Source organism: Streptomyces sp. NPDC041205 (assembly GCF_055591765.1).
The window spans coordinates 159,155-178,204 of sequence record NZ_JBVIZH010000002.1 but is presented as its reverse complement, the minus strand read 5'-3'; the positions used below and the strand labels follow the sequence as shown (position 1 = coordinate 178,204).

General features: G+C 71.9%; 15 protein-coding genes. 13 read left to right on the top strand and 2 right to left on the bottom strand.

All coding sequences use genetic code 11. The features are described 5' to 3' along the window. Positions 1–92: 92 nt before the first annotated feature. From ACZ6BG_RS07755 to mutM, 9 genes are all read left to right on the top strand, one after another. Entirely contained in the window at positions 93–2,555 is a 2,463-nt protein-coding gene (locus tag ACZ6BG_RS07755) for a DAK2 domain-containing protein (protein ID WP_468998328.1), read from the top strand. A gap of 296 nt (positions 2,556–2,851) precedes the next feature. Continuing rightward, positions 2,852–6,118 (top strand): helicase-related protein, encoded by a 3,267-nt coding sequence (locus ACZ6BG_RS07750; protein WP_468998326.1) that lies wholly within the window; start codon positions 2,852–2,854, stop codon positions 6,116–6,118. Between the two features lie 101 nt (positions 6,119–6,219). Next, positions 6,220–6,813 (top strand): 16S rRNA (guanine(966)-N(2))-methyltransferase RsmD, encoded by a 594-nt coding sequence (gene rsmD / locus ACZ6BG_RS07745; RefSeq protein ID WP_468451974.1) that lies wholly within the window; start codon positions 6,220–6,222, stop codon positions 6,811–6,813. Between the two features lie 26 nt (positions 6,814–6,839). After that, positions 6,840–7,319, top strand: coding sequence for a pantetheine-phosphate adenylyltransferase (coaD, locus tag ACZ6BG_RS07740; protein ID WP_193560590.1), 480 nt, complete (start codon positions 6,840–6,842; stop codon positions 7,317–7,319). 60 nt (positions 7,320–7,379) lie between these two features. Continuing rightward, complete coding sequence (locus ACZ6BG_RS07735) at positions 7,380–8,546, top strand: ATP synthase subunit B family protein (RefSeq protein WP_468998322.1); 1,167 nt, start codon at positions 7,380–7,382, stop codon at positions 8,544–8,546. A gap of 150 nt (positions 8,547–8,696) precedes the next feature. Beyond that, on the top strand, positions 8,697–9,386 hold the full coding sequence (locus tag ACZ6BG_RS07730; RefSeq protein WP_468451970.1) for a YceD family protein: 690 nt from the start codon (positions 8,697–8,699) through the stop codon (positions 9,384–9,386). A 2-nt stretch (positions 9,387–9,388) separates the two neighbouring features. Next, complete coding sequence (gene rpmF / locus ACZ6BG_RS07725; protein WP_030361955.1) at positions 9,389–9,562, top strand: 50S ribosomal protein L32; 174 nt, start codon at positions 9,389–9,391, stop codon at positions 9,560–9,562. Between the two features lie 7 nt (positions 9,563–9,569). Then, positions 9,570–10,394, top strand: coding sequence for a ribonuclease III (gene rnc, locus ACZ6BG_RS07720; RefSeq protein ID WP_468451968.1), 825 nt, complete (start codon positions 9,570–9,572; stop codon positions 10,392–10,394). A gap of 95 nt (positions 10,395–10,489) precedes the next feature. After that, positions 10,490–11,371: a bifunctional DNA-formamidopyrimidine glycosylase/DNA-(apurinic or apyrimidinic site) lyase gene (mutM, locus tag ACZ6BG_RS07715; protein WP_468998314.1), complete on the top strand. Its 882-nt coding sequence runs from the start codon at positions 10,490–10,492 to the stop codon at positions 11,369–11,371. Between the two features lie 4 nt (positions 11,372–11,375). Here the strand turns inward: mutM and ACZ6BG_RS07710 are convergent, their stop codons facing one another. Further along, positions 11,376–11,786: a winged helix-turn-helix transcriptional regulator gene (locus tag ACZ6BG_RS07710; protein ID WP_468998311.1), complete on the bottom strand. Its 411-nt coding sequence runs from the start codon at positions 11,784–11,786 to the stop codon at positions 11,376–11,378. Positions 11,787–11,928: 142 nt separating this feature from the next. On the opposite strand from ACZ6BG_RS07710, the gene ACZ6BG_RS07705 reads away from it, so the two are divergent. Further along, positions 11,929–12,519 (top strand): flavodoxin family protein, encoded by a 591-nt coding sequence (locus ACZ6BG_RS07705; protein WP_468998309.1) that lies wholly within the window; start codon positions 11,929–11,931, stop codon positions 12,517–12,519. Positions 12,520–12,682: 163 nt separating this feature from the next. Here ACZ6BG_RS07705 and ACZ6BG_RS07700 read toward each other — a convergent pair whose 3' ends face one another. Further along, complete coding sequence (locus tag ACZ6BG_RS07700) at positions 12,683–13,546, bottom strand: CAP domain-containing protein (protein ID WP_468998305.1); 864 nt, start codon at positions 13,544–13,546, stop codon at positions 12,683–12,685. 527 nt (positions 13,547–14,073) lie between these two features. Here ACZ6BG_RS07700 and ACZ6BG_RS07695 point away from each other — a divergent pair. From ACZ6BG_RS07695 to ACZ6BG_RS07685, 3 genes are all read left to right on the top strand, one after another. Beyond that, on the top strand, positions 14,074–14,355 hold the full coding sequence (locus ACZ6BG_RS07695; RefSeq protein ID WP_030361961.1) for an acylphosphatase: 282 nt from the start codon (positions 14,074–14,076) through the stop codon (positions 14,353–14,355). 373 nt (positions 14,356–14,728) lie between these two features. Next, the gene (locus tag ACZ6BG_RS07690) at positions 14,729–14,932 is read left to right on the top strand and encodes a hypothetical protein (RefSeq protein WP_190119874.1); all 204 of its coding nucleotides are present in this window, start codon (positions 14,729–14,731) and stop codon (positions 14,930–14,932) included. 344 nt (positions 14,933–15,276) lie between these two features. After that, positions 15,277–19,032, top strand: coding sequence for an AAA family ATPase (locus ACZ6BG_RS07685; protein WP_468998297.1), 3,756 nt, complete (start codon positions 15,277–15,279; stop codon positions 19,030–19,032). Positions 19,033–19,050: the final 18 nt, after the last annotated feature.

Sequence of the window (19,050 nt, the reverse complement as noted above, 5' to 3'; positions counted from 1 at the left end):
CCCCGGACCTCCTCCGGCCCAGGTCTACGCTGCGTCCCACCATCCCGTGACGCACGACGGAGGCGTCCCGCGACGCTCCTAGGAGGCGACCGTTGCCGCAGAACCTCGACGCTGTCGCAGTCCGCGCGTGGAGCGTGCTCGCTCTGGACGCGCTGGGACAGGCCCGCGAGGAGATCGACGCGATCAACGTCTATCCGGTCGCGGACGCGGACACCGGGACCAACCTCTACTTGACGATGGAATCGGCCTCCCAGGCCGTCGACGCGGTCTTCACGGGCCTGGAACCGGCCAGGCCCCAGCTCGCCGAGGTGGTCCGCGCGATGGCCCACGGCGCGCTGATCGGGGCCCGGGGCAACTCCGGGACGATCCTGGCCCAGCTGCTGCGCGGGATGGCGCAGGTCCTCGCGGAGTCGGCACGGGGTCCGGAGCGGCCGGGTGACGGCGAAGCCGGCGGCATCGCGCATGGTCGGCGTGAGAGCAGTGACGCACGCGACAGGCATGACGCACGTGACAGCCGAGACATAAGTGACCTTCGTGGCGCCCGGGGCGGGGACAGGCGAGGCGGCGACGAGCGTCGACGTGACGCTCATCACGCCGACGCGACGCGCCTCGCCCTCGCGCTGGAGCGCGCGGCCCGGTCCGCGTACCAGGCGGTGGCACACCCCGTGGAGGGCACGGTCCTGACGGTCGCGGGGGCGGCAGCGGCGGCCGCGGCGCAGGCCGCGCGCTCACCGGCCGACTGCGCGGTGGTGGCCCGCGCGGCCTACGACGGCGCCTGCGCGGCGCTGGACGCGACGCCCGGACAACTGGCGGTACTCGGCCGGGCGGGAGTCGTGGACGCCGGCGGACGCGGCCTGGTCGCGGTCCTGGGGGCGCTGGTGGGGGCGCTGTCGGGGGAGACGGTGCGGCCTTGGTCGGGCGGCAGCGCGCTGGTGTCCGGTCTGGGGCCGGAGGCCGGCGGGGGCGGCGTGCGGGGTGGCGCGGAGGGCTCCAGGGGGTCCGCCGACCCGCGTGGAGGTGCCGCGGCCTCGGCGGGAGTGACGGCTGGCGGGCCTGGCGGCGGGACCGAGTCGTCTCGTGGGGTCGGCGGGCTGCCCGGAGGGGCCGCTGGCTCGCGTGGAGGTGCTGCTGGCGGAGTCGGCGGTGCGGCTGAACGGCCTCATGGGACCACTGACCTGCCGGGAGGTGCCGCGGGCTCATGTGGGGGCGCTGTCGGCGGGGGCGGAGGTGTGGTGGGGGCGTCTCGTGGGGGTGCCGGCCTGTCTGGAGGTGCCCCGGGCTCACACGGAGGTGCTGTCGGCGGAGCCGGTGGTGCGGCTGGCTCGCCCCGTGGGTCCGCCCATCCGCCCGGGAGCGCCGTCGGCGCGGCCGGAGGGCACGGCGCCACACCCGGAGGCACCGCGGATGCCGCCGGACTGCCCGCCACCCCACCCGCAGGAGCCGTAGACCCACCCGGACGCCCAGCGGACGCCCCCGGAAGCCCCGCCCCCGCACCGGCCGAGAGGGCTGCCCCCGCCGCCGAGTGCGGGCCTCCGGCCACCGGGTGCGCGGCTCCCGCCGCCGACCGCTCCGTTCCCGCCGCCGGCCACTCCCTCCCGGCCGCCGGTCGCGCCGATCTCACCACCGAAGGCCAGGGACCCGCCTTCGAGGTGATCTATCTCCTGGAGGCCGATGACGCCGCCGTGGACCGGTTGCGGGTCCGGCTCGACGGGCTCGGGGACTCGCTCGTGGTCGTCGGAGGCGACGGCCTGTGGAACGTCCACGTCCACGTGGACGACGCGGGCGCGGCTGTCGAGGCGGGCGTGGAGGCGGGCCGCCCGTACCGCATCCGGATCACGCACTTCGGCGTCGGTGACGCCCACACCGTACGGACGCAGCCGCCCAGGGAGCGCGTGCAGCGCGGCATCGTCGCCGTCGTACCGGGGGACGGCCTCGCCGCCCTGTACGCCGAGGCCGGGGCGACCACGGTGCCCGCGCGCGCGGGGGAGCCGCCCGCCAGCGGGGAACTCGTGGAGGCGATCCGGCGCGCCCACGCGCGCGAGGTGGTGGTGCTGCCCAACGATGCCGGGCTGCGCCACACCGCGGCGGCGGCCGCCGAACAGGCCCGCTCCGAAGGCGTACGCGTCGCCCTCATCCCCACCCGCTCGGCCGTCCAGGGCATCGCGGCGCTCGCCGTGCACGAGCCGGACCGCCGGTTCGACGAGGACGTCGTCGCGATGACCTCGGCGGCCGGGGCGACCCGGTACGCCGAACTGGCCGTCGCCGAGCGGCAGTCCTGGACGACGGCGGGCATCTGCCAGGCCGGGGACGTGCTCGGCCTCATCGACGGCGACGTGGCGGTGATCGGCCCGGAGGTCGCGCGCACCGCGGCGGCCGTGCTCGACCGGATGCTGGCGGCGGGCGGTGAGATGGTGACGCTCGTTCTCGGGGACGCGGTGTCCGACGCGGTCGCCGAGTACCTGGAGAAGCACGTACGCGACGGCCACCTGGCCGTAGACACGGTGTTGTACCGGGGCGGGCCCCAGGCGCCCCTGCTCCTCATCGGCGTGGAGTGACCCCAAGGCCGGTGGCGCCCCCGATCGCGCTGCGCGCTCGTCCTCAAACGCCGGACGGGCTCTCTCCCACCCACCCGCCTTTTCTCCGAGGTTGACCAACAGCCCGGCACCCTCAGGCCCGCCCGGCGAGTATTCAGCCCGTCCGGCGTTTGAGGACGAGGCGCGAGGCGCCGATGAGCGGGGGCCCGGGGGCGCAGCCCCCGGGTCCGGGAAGGGGCGGGACTGGGGAAAGCCCCACAGGGCCCCGGCCCCCTTCACCCGCCCCCTGCCCCCAATTGTCAGTCCCGTGGTGTGCAATGGATCTCGTGCACGCGCTCCAGGAACCATTGAAGAACGCGCTCGGCCAGGCCACCGCGAAGGTGATGGCCGAGCACCTCGGCCTGCACACGGTCGGCGACCTCCTGCACCACTACCCACGGAGGTACGCGGAGCGGGGCGAGCTGACCCGCCTCTCCGACCTCCCGCTGGACGAGCACGTCACGGTCGTCGCCCAGGTGGCGACCGCCCGCGTGCTGCGGTTCAACGGCGGCAGCGGCCAGCGCCTGGAGGTGACCATCACGGACGGCAGCGGCCAGCTCCAGCTGGTCTTCTTCGGCCGAGGCATCCACAAGCCGCACAAGGACCTGCTGCCGGGCACGCGCGCGATGTTCGCGGGCAAGGTGTCCGTGTTCAACCGCAAGATGCAGCTGGCCCACCCGGCGTACGAACTGCTGCGGGGCGACGGCGACTCGGCCGCGGACGCGGTGGACTCCTGGGCCGGGGCGCTCATTCCGATCTACCCGGCCACCGCCAAGCTGGAGTCCTGGAAGATCGCCAAGTCCGTCGACGCGGTCCTGCCCAGCGCCCAGGAGGCCCTGGACCCGCTGCCGCCCGCCCTGCGTGAGGGCCGGGGCCTGATCCCGCTCCCCGAAGCCCTCCTGAAGATCCACCGGCCGCACGCGAAGGCGGACATCGCCACCGCCAGGGACCGGCTGAAGTGGGACGAGGCGTTCGTGCTCCAGGTCGCCCTGGCCCGGCGCCGGTTCGCGGACGCCCAGCTCCCCGCGGTGGCCCGCAGACCGAGCCAGGACGGCCTCCTCGACGCCTTCGACGCGAAGCTGCCCTTCACCCTCACCGACGGCCAGCGCACGGTCTCCAAGGAGATCTTCGACGACCTCGCCACCGAGCACCCGATGCACCGCCTCCTCCAGGGGGAAGTCGGATCGGGCAAGGCGCAGCCCCTCGACTCTTCGGTGCTGACCCCTGAGGGCTACAAGCGTATGGGCGACATTCGCCTGAGGGACCAGGTAGTGGTTCCCACGGGCGAAATCGCTCTTGTGGACGGTGTCTTCCCGCAGGGCGAGCGGGACGTATGGCGCATTACCCTTTCGGACGACTCCGTCGTGGAATGCGACGACGAGCATCTGTGGATCGTCGGAACCAGCAGTGCCTGGGATCGAGGGCAGGCACCGAAGGTGCTGACCACCCGTGAGATCAGAGGGGACATCCACAAGGCCAACGGCTCGCCGAAGTGGTACATCCCGTCAGCCACACCGGTTGATTTGAGCGACGGCACTTCGCTGCCCCTCGACCCCTACTTCTTCGGGCTTCTGCTGGGGGATGGCTCATTCCGTCACAACCTTCGCCTGTCGACGATCGACGAAGAGATCCTGGCGGCTGCGCGCTCCGCTGTGGCCCCGGACTGTGAACTCGTTCCGGTGTCCGGCTCCCGTTGCGACTACACGATCCAGATGGCGGTTCCGAAGGGCGGTGCACGGAGAAATCCGGTGATCAGCGCGCTGCGCGGGCTGGGGCTCTGGGGGATGTCGTCGCACGACAAGTTCCTTCCGCCTGCTTTCAAGGACACGTCGATCAAGAACCGCCTCGCGGTACTGCAAGGGCTCATGGACACGGACGGGACCGTGGACGCTCAAGGTCTGAGTGTTTCGTTCTGTTCGGTGTCCCGACGGCTGGCCGATGATGTGGCCTGGCTGGTCCGATCGCTGGGTGGCCGAGCTCGAGTGCTGACGAAGAAGACCGCCTTCAACGTGTCGATCGCCATGCCCGACGAATACGGCCCCTTCCGGCTCACGCGGAAGGCGGCCCGCATGCGGCCCCGTCCGAAGTACAAGACGTTCCGGCGTGGGATCCGGTCGGTTGAATATGTGGGGCGAAAGCCGGTCCAATGCATCAGCGTCGCCCACTCGAGTCACGCCTACATCACGGATCACTTCACCGTCACGCACAACACCATGGTGGCCCTGCGCGCCATGCTCGCCGTCGTCGACTCGGGCGGTCAGGCCGCGATGCTCGCGCCCACCGAGGTCCTGGCCCAGCAGCACCACCGCTCGATCACCGAGATGATGGGCGAGCTGGCGGAAGGCGGCATGCTCGGGGGATCGGAGCACGCCACGAAGGTCACGCTGCTGACCGGCTCCATGGGCATGGCCGCCCGCCGTCAGGCCCTGCTCGACCTGGCCACGGGCGAGGCGGGCGTCGTCATCGGGACGCACGCCCTGATCGAGGACAAGGTGCAGTTCCACGACCTCGGCCTGGTCGTGGTCGACGAGCAGCACCGCTTCGGTGTCGAGCAGCGCGACGCCCTGCGCGGCAAGGGCAAGCAGCCGCCCCACCTCCTGGTCATGACGGCGACCCCCATTCCGCGCACGGTCGCGATGACGGTCTTCGGCGACCTGGAGACCTCCGTCCTGGACCAGCTGCCCGCGGGCCGCTCACCGATCTCCACCCACGTCGTCCCGTCCCAGGACAAGCCACACTTCCTCGCCCGCGCGTGGGAGCGCGTGCGCGAGGAAGTGGAGAACGGCCACCAGGCGTACGTGGTCTGTCCCCGCATCGGCGACCTGGACGATGAGGGCCCGGACGAGCCCAAGAAGGGCAAGCAGGGCAACAAGCAGGGCAAGACGGCCAAGAAGGAGTCCAAGGAGTCCCCGGCGGACGACGCCGAGAAGCGCCCCCCGCTCGCCGTTCTCGACGTCGCCGAGGAACTGGCCCACGGCCCCCTGCGCGGCCTCGGGGTCGAGGTCCTGCACGGTCGCATGCAGCCCGACGACAAGGACGCCGTGATGCGCCGCTTCGCCGCGGGCGAGACCCACGTCCTGGTCGCCACGACGGTGATCGAGGTCGGGGTGAACGTCCCGAACGCCACCGCCATGGTGATCATGGACGCCGACCGCTTCGGCGTCTCGCAGCTGCACCAGCTCCGCGGCCGCGTCGGCCGAGGCTCCGCGCCCGGCCTGTGCCTCCTGGTCACCGACATGCCGGAGGCGAGCCCCGCCCGCGCCCGCCTCAACGCCGTGGCGGCCACCCTCGACGGCTTCGAGCTCTCCCGCGTCGACCTGGAGCAGCGCCGCGAGGGCGATGTGCTCGGCCAGGCCCAGTCCGGCGTCCGCTCCTCGCTGCGCATGCTCGCCGTCATCGACGACGAGGAGATCATCGCCGCGGCCCGCGAGGAGGCGACCGCCGTGGTCTCCCGCGACCCCGACCTGGAGCACCTGCCCGAGCTGCGCACCGCCCTGGACGCGCTCCTGGACGCGGAACGCGAGCAGTACTTGGACAAGGGCTGACAAGGCCTGACAAGGGCTGACGCGCCCGCACGGCATATCGTGAGGGCAGGCCCCACCCCAAGGACAAGCCCCCACTCCCAGCCGAAGGACGCAGAGACCCAATGACCCGCGTGATCGCCGGCGTGGCCGGCGGACGCCGCCTCGCCGTCCCGCCGGGGAACGGCACCCGGCCCACATCGGACCGCGCCCGCGAGGGCCTGTTCTCCACCTGGCAGGCCTTCCAGGGCACCCTCGACGGCGCCCGCGTCCTCGACCTGTACGCGGGCTCCGGCGCCGTCGGCCTGGAGGCCCTGTCCCGCGGTGCCGCGCACGCGCTGCTCGTCGAGGCCGACGCCCGCGCCGCGCGCACCATCCGCGAGAACATCAAGGCGCTGGGCCTGCCGGGAGCCGAGGCCAGGGCGGGCAAGGCCGCCCAGGTCATCCGTGAGTCAACCCCTGCCACCCCCTATGACCTGGTGTTTCTCGACCCCCCTTACGCCGTCGGAGACGACGATCTTCGGGAGATCCTGCTCACACTCCGCTCGGGAGGCTGGCTCACGGACGACGCGCTCGTCACCGTTGAACGCAGTACGAGGGGCGGAGAATTCGGCTGGCCGGACGGCTTCGAGGCACTGAGGTCCCGTCGCTACGGCGAGGGAACGTTTTGGTACGGTCGCGCCGCCTCTTCGTACCAAGAGCCAGAGATCGCGCCATGACCCGACCGGAGAGCGAGGGACTTCCGTTGCGCCGCGCCGTCTGTCCGGGGTCGTTCGACCCCATCACCAATGGACACCTCGACATCATCGCCCGCGCCTCCAAGCTGTATGACGTCGTGCACGTCGCGGTGATGATCAACAAGTCCAAGAAGGGCCTGTTCGAGATCGACGAGCGGATCGAGCTGATCCGCCAGGTCACCGCCGAGTTCGGCAACGTGGAAGTCGAGTCGTTCCAGGGCCTGTTGGTCGACTTCTGCAAGGAACGCGACATTCCGGCCATCGTCAAGGGCCTGCGCGCGGTCAGCGACTTCGACTACGAACTCCAGATGGCCCAGATGAACAACGGCCTCACCGGCGTCGAGACCCTGTTCGTGCCCACCAACCCCGCCTACAGCTTCCTGTCCTCCTCGCTGGTCAAGGAGGTCGCGTCCTGGGGTGGCGACATCGCGCACCTCGTTCCCCCGGTCGTGCTCGAAGGCCTCAACAAGCGCCTCGCCAAGGGCTGATCAGGGGCTACAGTCGTCCCGTCCGTCTCCCAACCAGCTGTAGAGAGTGGCGAGCCCGCGGTGGACGTGCAGAAGAAGATCGACCAGATCGTCGAGACGGTCGGCAGCGCCAAGTCCATGCCGATGTCCGCCTCGTGCGTGGTCAACCGCGCCGAGCTCCTGGCGCTGCTCGAAGAGGTGCGCCAGGCCCTGCCCGGCTCCCTCGCCCAGGCCCAGGAGCTGATCGGCGGCCGGGAGCAACTGGTCGAGCAGGCCCGCCAGGAGGCCGAGCGGATCATCGAGGGCGCGCACGCCGAGCGAGGTTCGCTGATCTCCGACACGGAGGTCGCGCGCCGCTCCCGGGCGGAGGCCGACCGCATCCTCGACGAGGCCCGGCAGGAGGCCACCGAGGTCCGCCAGGAAGCGGACGACTACGTGGACAGCAAGCTCGCCAACTTCGAGGTCGTCCTCACCAAGACCCTCGGCTCCGTCGGCCGCGGCCGCGAGAAGCTCCTCGGCACCGGCCCCGGCGTCGACGAGCAGGGCTACGAGGACGAGGACGCCCCCGAGCGCAGCCACGACCCGGAGACCCTGCGCCGCAACGCCGACGTGTACGTGGACGTGAAGCTCGGCGCCTTCGAGGCGGTCCTCGCCAAGACCCTGGAGGCCGTCGGCCGCGGCCGCCAGACCCTGCACGGCCGCGCCCCCGCCGACGAGCTGAGCGAGCTGGGCGAGGCCACGGCCAAGAAGCACAGCTCCGACGCGGACTATCTGGCGGACCTGGCCGAGACCCCCGACCGCCCCGCGCGCCAGTCCGCCCCGCAGGCCCCGCCCGTCACCCCGCCGATCCCGGCACAGCAGCCGTACGCCCCCGCGCCGCCCCAGCACGAGCCGGACCCGTACGCGTACCAGCAGGACCCGTACGGACAGCCCGCCCAGGACCAGTACGCGCAGGCCGCCCAGGACCCCTACGCCCAGGGCGGGGACCAGTACGGAGGCCAGGCGCCGTACGGGGGACAGGATCCGTACGCGTACCAGCAGGGGTACGGCCAGCAGGATCCGTACGCGTACCAGCAGGACCCCTACGCGTACCAGCGGCAGGGCTACGACCCGAACCAGCAGCAGGCCCCGCAGCCGCAGGGCTACGGCCAGCAGAGCCCCGCGCCCGCCGTGCTCGACGAGACCAGCCTCTTCGACACCACCATGATCAGCGCGGAGCAGCTGCGCCAGTACGAGCAGGGGCGCTAGGCGGGACCGGGCGCGGGCACCGGGGCCGGGCACCGGCCGATTGGGCCGAGAGCGAAAGGTCCAGTATCCTTGCTCTTCGGTCGCGTGTATGTCCGCGGTCCGAGCTGCCCGCTCACACCGCGTTCTCGCGGCCTCGGCGCGGTGGCCTCCTTGCCACACTCCCAGGATTCGAAAGCAGGAAAAGCCCTGAGCACGCGCCTCGACCACCGAAACCCGCTTGTGTTCGACACACACGAGCTGGGTCGGCGTCCGGGTGCCATGCAGAGGGTGACCCGCACCATCGACGCCCCCGGTTCGCCGGCTCCGTTCGGCGTCGAAGGGGTCATCGGAGTGCCGGACGGCGCCCCGGTCGAGCTGGACATCCGCCTGGAGTCGGTCATGGAAGGGGTGCTTGTCACAGGCACCGCCCGTGCATCGGCCAAGGGGGAGTGCGTAAGGTGTCTGGAGCCGGTCGAGCTCGCGCTCGAAGCGGACTTCCAGGAGATGTTCTCGTACCCTGACGCCGACGACCGGGGCCGCACCGCGGAACCGGCCGACGACGCCGAGGACGACGAGGACAGGCTTCTTCTCGAGGACGGCATGTTCGACCTCGAGCCCGTGCTGCGGGACGCGGTGGTGCTCGCACTGCCGATGCAGCCGGTGTGCCAGGACGACTGTGAGGGACTGTGCTCCGAATGCGGAGTGCGGCTCGCGGACGACCCGGACCACCACCATGACGCCGTCGACATCCGTTGGGCGGCTTTGCAAGGACTCGCTGGCACCATCCAGGACGGCGAGAAGGACGAGATGAGCGGCGACGCGCCTCGAACGGCGCACGTCGACGAGAAGCAGGAGAAGTAGCCGTGGCTGTTCCGAAGCGGAAGATGTCGCGCAGCAACACGCGCCACCGCCGGTCGCAGTGGAAGGCTGCGGTCCCCACCCTGGTTTCGTGTGAGCGTTGCCAGGAGCCCAAGCTGCAGCACATCGCGTGCCCCGCTTGTGGCACCTACAACAAGCGCCAGGTCCTCGAGGTCTGAGCGGCTGGTGAGAGGCGCTGTGTCTAGCCCAAAGAAGGCGGATGACGCCAAGATGCAGGCAGACAGCAACAACGCAGCCTCGTCCCACACGCTTCTGGAAGGGCGGCTCGGGTATCAGCTCGAGTCCGCCCTTCTGGTGCGTGCGCTCACCCACCGTTCGTACGCGTACGAGAACGGCGGTCTGCCCACCAACGAGCGCCTGGAGTTCCTCGGGGACTCCGTGCTCGGCCTGGTGGTCACGGACACGCTGTATCGCACCCACCCCGACCTGCCCGAAGGCCAGTTGGCCAAACTGCGGGCCGCGGTGGTCAACTCGCGTGCGCTGGCGGAGGTGGGCCGCGGGCTCGAACTCGGCTCCTTCATCCGGCTCGGCCGGGGCGAAGAGGGCACGGGGGGCCGGGACAAGGCGTCCATCCTCGCCGACACCCTGGAAGCGGTGATCGGCGCGGTCTATCTGGACCGGGGTCTGGAAGCGGCGAGCGAGCTGGTGCACCGGCTCTTCGACCCGCTGATCGAGAAGTCCTCGAACCTCGGCGCGGGCCTGGACTGGAAGACCAGCCTCCAGGAGCTCACCGCGACGGAGAACCTCGGCGTGCCCGAGTACCTCGTCTCGGAGAGCGGCCCGGACCACGAGAAGACCTTTACTGCTGCCGCCCGCGTCGGAGGCGTCTCGTACGGCACCGGCACCGGCCGCAGCAAAAAGGAAGCGGAGCAGCAGGCCGCGGAGTCCGCCTGGCGCGCCATTCGCGCGGCGGCGGACGAGCGGGCCAAGGCGGCGGAAGCCGATGCCACGCCGCCGGATTCGCCGTTCGGCGAAGCTGAATCCGCTTGAGCCGTACGGCAACTGTCCTCAGGGGCCGGACGGGCTGAACCCAGCCCGTCCGGCCCTTGAGGTACCCCCACCCCGCACCCGTCCGGAGGACCCCCGTGCCCGAACTGCCCGAGGTCGAGGTCGTACGGCGCGGTCTTGAGCGCTGGGTCGCCGGGCGGACCGTCGCCGACGTGGAGGTCCTGCACCCGCGCGCCGTCCGGCGGCACCTCGCGGGCGCCGAGGACTTCGCACTCGGCCTCAAGGGCCACCGCTTCGGCGCCCCCATGCGGCGCGGCAAGTACCTGTGGCTGCCGCTCGCGGACAGCGGCAGCTCCGTCCTCGCGCACCTGGGCATGAGCGGCCAGCTCCTGGTCAAGACCGAACAGGCCCCGGACGAGAAGCACTTGCGGATCCGGATGCGCTTCACGGACGAGATCGGCGGCGCCGCACCGGAGGCGGCCGGCACCGAGCTGCGCTTCGTCGACCAGCGGACCTTCGGCGGGCTCTCCCTGCACGAGAACACCCCGGACGGCCTGCCCGACGTCATCGCGCACATCGCCCGTGACCCGCTCGACCCGCTCTTCGACGACGAGGCCTTCCACCAGGGCCTGCGCCGCAGCCGCAGCACCATCAAGCGCGCGCTGCTCAACCAGTCCCTGATCAGCGGCGTCGGCAACATCTACGCCGACGAGGCGCTCTGGCGCACCCGGCTGCACTACGAACGCCCGACGGCCACCTTCACCCGGCCCCGCACCGCCGAACTCCTCGGCCACGTACGGGACGTGATGAACGAGGCCCTCGCCGTCGGCGGCACCAGCTTCGACAGCCTCTACGTCAACGTGAACGGCGAGTCGGGCTACTTCGACCGCTCCCTGGACGCGTACGGCCGCGAGGACGAGCCCTGCCGACGCTGCGGGACGCCCGTGCGGCGGCGGCCCTGGATGAACAGGTCCAGCTACTTCTGCCCGCGCTGCCAGCGCCCGCCGAGGCTTTCGTAACGACTCAGCGCCCGGTCTGGCTGTCGTAGCGCCGCTGGGCCGCCAGCACGTCGTCCTGGTTGCCCTCCACGAAGCGGATCAGGGTCAGCAGGCGCTCGGCGATCTGCTCGCCCAGCGGGGTGAGGCGGTAGTCCACGCGCGGCGGGTTCGTCGGCTGCGCGTCACGGTGCACCAGGCCGTCGCGCTCCAGCGCGTGCAGCGTCTGCGACAGCATCTTCTCGCTCACGCCGTCGACGCGGCGGCGCAGCTCGTTGAACCGGAACGTCCCGTCGTGCAGCGCGCCCAGCGTGAGCGCGCCCCAGCGACCCGTGACGTGCTCCAGCGTGGTCCGCGACGGGCAGGCGCGGGCGAACACGTTGTAGGCAAGGCCCGCGTCGGCGTCGGCGGCGCTCTCGGGGCGTGCGAGGGAGTCCATACCCACAGCGTACTCTCCCGCAGCGCTCACTGATGGGTTGCGCTAACTAGAAGTTAGTGCTTTCCTTTCGTTTGTCGGCCGGTCGGCCTTGTGCCCGGTGCCGCCGTCTCCCCACCCCGTCCCCATCGAGGAGTACTCCGTCATGTCCAGCCCCGTTGTCGCCATCGCCTACCACTCCGGATTCGGCCACACCGCCGTCGTCGCGGAGGCCGTCCGCGCCGGTGCCGAGGACGCCGGTGCCACCACGCAGCTGATCAAGGTCGACGAGATCACCGAGGCCCAGTGGGAGCTCCTGGACGCGGCGGACGCCATCGTCTTCGGCTCGCCCACCTACATGGGCACCGCGTCGGGCGCCTTCCACGTCTTCGCGGAGGCCTCGTCGAAGCGCTGGTTCACCCGCGCCTGGCAGGACAAGCTCGCCGCGGGCTTCACCAACTCCGCGTCCAAGAGCGGCGACAAGCTGCACACCCTGCAGTACTTCCAGACGCTCGCCGCCCAGCAGGGCATGCACTGGGTGAACCTCGGCCTGCTCCCCGGCTGGAACTCCACCGAGGGCTCCGAGAACGACCTCAACCGCCTCGGCTTCTTCGCCGGCGCCGCCGCCCAGACCAACTCCGACGAGGGCCCGGAGGCCGTCCACAAGGCGGACATCGCCACGGCCGAGCACCTCGGCCGCCGGGTCACCGAGACCGCGCGCGTCGTCGCCGCGGGCCGCGCGGCCGTGGCGGCCTGACGCCGGGAGCGCCGAGGTCGGCGGGGCGTCGAGGGGGCCAGGGCCCCGGCGGAGCTGTGGCCCGGCAGCAGGACCGCGGGCTCATGGACCGAGCTGTGTGCTCAGAGGCCGAGCCGTGCGCTCTCAGGGGCCGAGCCGTGCGCTCGGGGCCCGAGCCGTCTGCTCAGAAGCCGAAGTCCTGCGTCCACCACGGCCCGCCCGGACCGAAGTGCGCGCCGACGCCCAGGGTCTTGTAGTCGCAGTTGAGGATGTTGGCCCGGTGGCCGGGGCTGTTCATCCAGGCGTCCATGACGGACTGGGCGTTGGCCTGGCCGCGGGCGATGTTCTCGCCGCCCAGGTCCTGGATGCCGGCCTTCTCGGCGCGGTCCCACGGGGTCGCGCCGTCCGGGTCGGTGTGCGCGAAGAAGCCCCGTTCGGCCATGTCGGCGCTGAAGTTCCCGGCCAGCGTGGCGAGGCCGGAGTCGGCGGTCACCGGGCGGCAGCCCACGTTGGCCCGCTCCTGGTTGACCAGGGCGAGCACCTCGGCCTCGGCCGCGGTCTCGTCGGCCGACGGCTTCGCGGGCGCGGGCGGGCCCTTCGGCTTCTCCGGCGTCGTACGGCTCGGGGACGGGGTCGGGTCCTGGGTGCCCGCGCCGGAACCCTTGCCGGGGTCCTTGCGGTCCTTGTCGGTCCCCTTGTCCTTCTCGGCCTTGTCTCTCCCGTCGCCCTTGTCGCCGGTGTCGTCCCGCGGCTTGGACGGGGTGGCCGATGGCTTCCCTGACGGCTTCTTCGACGGCTCGGCGCTCGACTCCGACGGGGTCGGGGCCGAGGTGTCGGAGCCGGGGCCCGGGGTGGTCCGGCCGCCCTCGGCGGCGCCGTCGGCACCGCCCTGGGGGTCGAGTCCGGAGGGGGAACCGGTGGTCCGGACCGCGCCGGGGGTGTCGCCACCGCCCAGCGAGTAGGTGTCGCCGCCGGGCACCAGACCGGACGCCACCGCGACGGCGCCCATCGCGACGGCGGCGGAGACGCCGAGCAGTCCGGTGCGCACGGGCGTGGAGGCGCGACGCCTGCGCCGGTGCGACGTCCCGCGCCCGCGACCCTCCCCGCCGGGAAGGGCGCTCGCGGCTGTCTCGGCGGCGGTCGAGGCGCCGAAGAGATAGGCGTCGGAGGAGGACGCGTCGAATCCCCCGGATCCCGCGTATCCCCCGTATTCCGCGCGCCCCCGGTAAAAGCCGTACGCGCCGGAAGGGTTCTCATAAGAGCCGGAACCGGCGGCACCCGAAGCGTCCGCGGAACCCGTGAGGCCGGCGGATCGATCGGAATGATCGGGAAGTTCGGGGTGATCGGAATAGGGGGAATGATCGGCGCGGCCGGTGGCGGCGCGGCCGGCGGCGGAGCGTCGGTGGCGTCCCATCTCCTGGCCTTTCGTCCTGACTCCCGGCGCTTGCCCCGGGCGTCGTTCTGACCGTCGACGTGACTCACCCATACGGGTGAGGCTCGTCGAGTCGCGACTGTACGCGATGGCGCAAGGGGGCGAAGTGCTCACTGAGCAATTGGCCGGTTAGCGTGCACCTTATGAACGAAGAAGTCCGGCTCACCGCCTGGGTGCGCGGCCGTGTACAGGGAGTGGGTTTCCGCTGGTTCACGCGGGCCAAGGCGCTGGAGATCGGAGCCGTGAGTGGCTTTGCTCTCAATCTCGACGACGGCCGCGTGCAAGTGGTCGCCGAGGGTTCACGCGAGCGTTGCCAACGGCTCCTCGACTGGCTGCGCGCGGGCGACACTCCCGGCCGCGTCGACGGTGTGACTGAGATCTGGGACACGCCCCGGGGCGGCTACGAGTCGTTCGCCATTCGCTGACGCGGGTCCGGCCGACGGGGCTCCGGCGGGTGTGGCCGGGGCACCTGCCTGAGGCAGGAAAGACCTGGTGATTGCCAAGAAGGGCTTGCCGTGGCAGGCTCCGCGGGTAAGGATGATCTCGACGCCCCCAGGGCCCCGCCGCAGAGGCAGCGCCGTAGTTCCACGGCCGCGCGCCCCCGGGTTGCCCGTCAATACGGGGCGTGATCGTGTTGACCGTCAAACTTTTTGGTGAGACTCTGGAAGCCCCGCGCACCTTAGCTGTTTGGCATGTGAGAACGGCAGCAAGAACAGAAGAGTGCCAGGCACCGCGGGTGCGATTCCCTCACGACCCACACCGATTCGGTCGGTCACTCAGTGTGGAGGACCACTCATCATGGCAAAGGCGCTTCTCGGTTACGTCGGCGGCAGCGACCCGCGACTCCTCGCCGAGATGCGACGGCTCCAGCAGCGCGTCCAGGACCTGGAATCCGAGCTCGTCAGGATCCAGGCGGAGAACGACACGCTGGCGGCTGCCGCTTCTCACGACGCGCTCCTCGAGAGTCTCGACGTACCCCAGGCGGAGCCTGCGCTCACCTGACCCACGCCACCTCGAGCCCACGGCAACGGACTTTCCTGCCACGCGTGGTCAGGTCGCCCGTCATAAGCCGCTGAACAAGAGAGATCTGCCTGATCGAATAGATCCAGGAGATCCGCGATAGATCCGAGAGATCTGCAAGGGACGCTTCGGCGTCCCTTCTTTCTTTGTCGCTCCCGCCCCCGGGCTCTTTGCCTGCTCCGGCTCTTTGCCTGCTCCCGCTGCCCGGGCCTTGCCCGTCGCCATGCCCCCGTGGGGCCTTACACCTGATGTGCCCTGCACCTTCCGCCGTGAAACTGCTCGCACGTTCCTCGGTGAACTCATCGAGAAAGGTAGAGTCACGCGGCGTGCACCTCAAGGCCATGACACTGCGCGGTTTCAAGTCCTTCGCGTCGGCGACGACGCTGAAATTCGAACCGGGCATCACCTGCGTCGTCGGACCGAACGGATCCGGCAAGTCCAACGTTGTGGACGCGCTGAGCTGGGTCATGGGCGAACAGGGCGCCAAATCGCTGCGCGGCGGCAAGATGGAGGACGTCATCTTCGCCGGGACCACCGGCAGGCCGCCACTCGGCCGCGCCGAGGTGTCCCTCACCATCGACAACTCCGACGGCGCCCTGCCGATCGAGTACGCCGAGGTCACCATCACGCGGATCATGTTCCGCAACGGCGGCAGCGAGTACCAGATCAACGGCGACACCTGCCGTCTGCTCGACATCCAGGAACTGCTCTCCGACTCCGGCATCGGCCGCGAGATGCACGTCATCGTCGGCCAGGGCCAGCTCGACTCCGTCCTGCACGCCGACCCCATGGGCCGCCGCGCCTTCATCGAGGAGGCCGCCGGCGTCCTCAAGCACCGCAAGCGCAAGGAGAAGGCGCTGCGGAAGCTGGACGCGATGCAGGCCAACCTCGCGCGCGTACAGGACCTCACCGACGAACTGCGGCGCCAGCTCAAGCCCCTGGGGCGGCAGGCCGCCGTCGCACGGCGCGCCGCCGTCATCCAGGCCGACCTGCGCGACGCCCGGCTGCGGCTGCTCGCCGACGACCTGGTGGGCATGCGACAGGCCCTGAACGCGGAGGTCGCCGACGAGGCCGCGCTGAAGGCCCGCAAGGACGCCGCCGAGGCCGAGCTGAAGACCGCGCTCCAGCGCGAGGCGGTCCTGGAGGACGAGGTGCGGCGGCTCAGCCCGCGGCTGCGGCGGGCCCAGCAGACCTGGTACGAACTGTCGCAGCTGGCCGAGCGGGTGCGCGGCACGATCTCGCTCGCCGACGCCCGGATCACCAGCGCGCGCTCGGCGCCCGCCGAGGAGCGGCGCGGACGCGAGCCCGAGGACATGGAGCGCGAGGCCGCCCGCATCCGCGAACAGGAGGCGGAGCTCGAAGCCGCCCTCGAGGCCGCGCAGTACGCCCTCGACGACACCGTCACCCACCGCGCCGGCCTGGAGCGCGAACTGGCCGCCGAGGAGCGGCGCCTGAAGGACGTGGCGCGGGCCATCGCCGACCGGCGCGAAGGGCTCGCGCGGCTCGGCGGCCAGGTCAACGCGGCCCGGTCGCGGGCGGCGTCCGCGCAGGCCGAGATCGACCGGCTCGCGCTCGCCCGCGACGAGGCACGGGAGCGGGCGGTCGCCGCGCAGGAGGAGTACGAACAGCTCAAGGCCGAGGTCGACGGCCTGGACGCGGGCGACGTCGAGCTGGGGGAGCGGCACGAGGAGGCCCGCCGCGCCCTCGCCGACGCCGAGGCCCAGGCGACCGCGGCCCGCGAGGCGGTCACCGCGGCCGAGCGGAAGCGGGCCGCCGTCGCCGCCCGGCACGACGCCCTCGCCCTCGGCCTGCGCCGCAAGGACGGCTCGGGCGCGCTGCTCGCCGCCCAGGACCGCCTCACCGGGCTCCTCGGCCCCGCCGCCGAACTCCTGAGCGTGGCACCGGGCTTCGAGGTGCCGGTGGCGGCGGCCTTCGGCGCGGCGGCGGACGCCATCGCCGTGTCGACGCCCGCATCGGCTGCAGAAGCGATCCGCCTGCTGCGCAAGCAGGACGCGGGGCGGGCGGCGCTGTTGCTGGCGGGGGCGCCTGACGGGGGTGGGGATGCCGCGGCAGGGGGCGCGGCCGCGCGTGCGGGAGGCGAGGGGCCCGGTGGCGGGACGGCCGACGGGGCGGCGGGCTCTGTCTTCGGCGGTTCGGCTGTCGGCGCCTCGTCGGAGGCCGTGGACGGTACCCCCGGTGCACGCGCCGCGCGCGGGTCCTTCGGTGCCGGTCGGACGGACGGTGCCCCCGGCGACGTACCACCGCAGTCGTCGCCCGGCGGACCCCCGCGTGCCGCCGAACTCGTGCGCGGACCCGCGGAGTTGATGCCGGCCGTGCGGTGGCTGCTGCGTGATGTCGTCGTGGTCGGGACGCTGGAGGACGCCGAGGACCTGGTGTACGCGCACCCGGAGCTGACGGCGGTCACCGCCGAGGGGGATGTGCTCGGGGCGCACTTCGCGCAGGGCGGGTCCGCGGGTGCGCCGAGCCTCCTCGAGGTGCAGGCGTCCGTCGACGAGGCCGCGGCCGAGCTCGCCGAACTGGACGTGCGGTGCGAGGAGTTGGCCGGGGCGCAGCAGGGGGCCGGGGAGCGGCGCGCCAAGTGCGCCGCGCTCGTCGAGGAGTTGGGGGAGCGGCGGCGCGCCGCCGACCGGGAGAAGTCGGCCGTCGCGCAGCGGCTCGGGTCCCTCGCCGGACAGGCGCGCGGTGCCGCCGGTGAGGCGGAGCGGTCGGCCGCCGCGGCCACCAAGGCCCAGGAGGCCCTGGAGCGGGCCACGGCCGAGGTCGAGGAGCTGGCCGAGCGGCTCGCCGTCGCCGAGGAGGCGCCGGCCGACGAGGAGCCCGACACCGCCGTGCGCGACCGGCTCGCCGCCGATGGTGCCAACGCCCGCCAGACGGAGATGGAGGCCCGGCTCCAGGTGCGCACGCACGAGGAGCGGGTCAAGGGCCTCGCCGGGCGTGCCGACGGCCTCGACCGCGCCGCCCGCGCCGAACGCGAGGCACGCGCGCGTGCCGAGCAGCGCAGGGCGCGGCTGCGCCACGAGGCCGCCGTCGCCGGGGCCGTCGCCTCCGGTGCCCGCCAGCTGCTCGCCCACGTCGAGGTCTCCCTGGTCCGCGCGGAGCAGGAGCGGGCCGCCGCCGAGCGCGCCAAGGAGGTGCGGGAGCGGGACCTTGTCGCCGAGCGGAATCAGGGGCGCGAGCTGAAGGACGAGCTGGACAAGCTGACGGACTCGGTGCACCGGGGCGAGGTGCTCGGCGCGGAGAAGCGGCTGCGGATCGAGCAGCTGGAGACCAAGGCGCTGGAGGAGCTGGGTGTGGAACCCGCGGGGCTCGTCTCCGAGTACGGGCCCGACCAGCTCGTGCCGCCCTCGCCCGCCGCCGAGGGCGAGGAGCTGCCCGAGGACCCGGAGCACCCGCGCAACAAGCCGGTGCGCTACGTCCGTGCCGAGCAGGAGAAGCGCCTCAGGTCAGCCGAACGGGCGTACCAGCAGCTCGGAAAGGTCAACCCGCTGGCCCTTGAGGAGTTCGCGGCCCTGGAGGAACGCCACAAGTTCCTCAGTGAGCAGCTGGAGGACCTCAAGAAGACCCGCGCCGACCTCCTCCAGGTGGTGAAGGAGGTCGACGAGCGCGTCGAGCAGGTCTTCACCGAGGCATACCGGGACACCGCGCGGGAGTTCGAGGGGGTCTTCAGCAGGCTCTTCCCGGGCGGCGAGGGACGGCTGATCCTGACCGATCCCGACAACATGCTCACCACCGGTGTCGACGTCGAGGCCCGGCCGCCCGGCAAGAAGGTCAAGCGGCTCTCGCTGCTCTCCGGCGGCGAGCGGTCCCTGACCGCCGTGGCGCTGCTCGTGTCGATCTTCAAGGCGCGGCCCAGCCCGTTCTACGTGATGGACGAGGTCGAGGCGGCCCTGGACGACACCAACCTGCAGCGGCTCATCCGGATCATGCAGGAGCTGCAGGAGGCCTCGCAGCTCATCGTGATCACGCACCAGAAGCGGACGATGGAGGTCGCGGACGCGCTGTACGGCGTGTCCATGCAGGGCGACGGCGTCTCCAAGGTGATCAGCCAGCGACTCCGCTAGCCGCCGCCCGGTTCACTC

What these genes read in the sequence shown, in the direction of transcription:
- ACZ6BG_RS07750 (WP_468998326.1), top strand. Translation starts at nt 2,852, where the DNA reads ATGGATCTCGTGCACGCGCTCCAGGAACCATTGAAGAACGCGCTCGGC.
- rsmD (WP_468451974.1), top strand. Translation starts at nt 6,220, where the DNA reads ATGACCCGCGTGATCGCCGGCGTGGCCGGCGGACGCCGCCTCGCCGTC.
- ACZ6BG_RS07710 (WP_468998311.1), bottom strand. Translation starts at nt 11,786, where the DNA reads ATGGACTCCCTCGCACGCCCCGAGAGCGCCGCCGACGCCGACGCGGGC.
- ACZ6BG_RS07705 (WP_468998309.1), top strand. Translation starts at nt 11,929, where the DNA reads ATGTCCAGCCCCGTTGTCGCCATCGCCTACCACTCCGGATTCGGCCAC.
- ACZ6BG_RS07695 (WP_030361961.1), top strand. Translation starts at nt 14,074, where the DNA reads ATGAACGAAGAAGTCCGGCTCACCGCCTGGGTGCGCGGCCGTGTACAG.
- ACZ6BG_RS07690 (WP_190119874.1), top strand. Translation starts at nt 14,729, where the DNA reads ATGGCAAAGGCGCTTCTCGGTTACGTCGGCGGCAGCGACCCGCGACTC.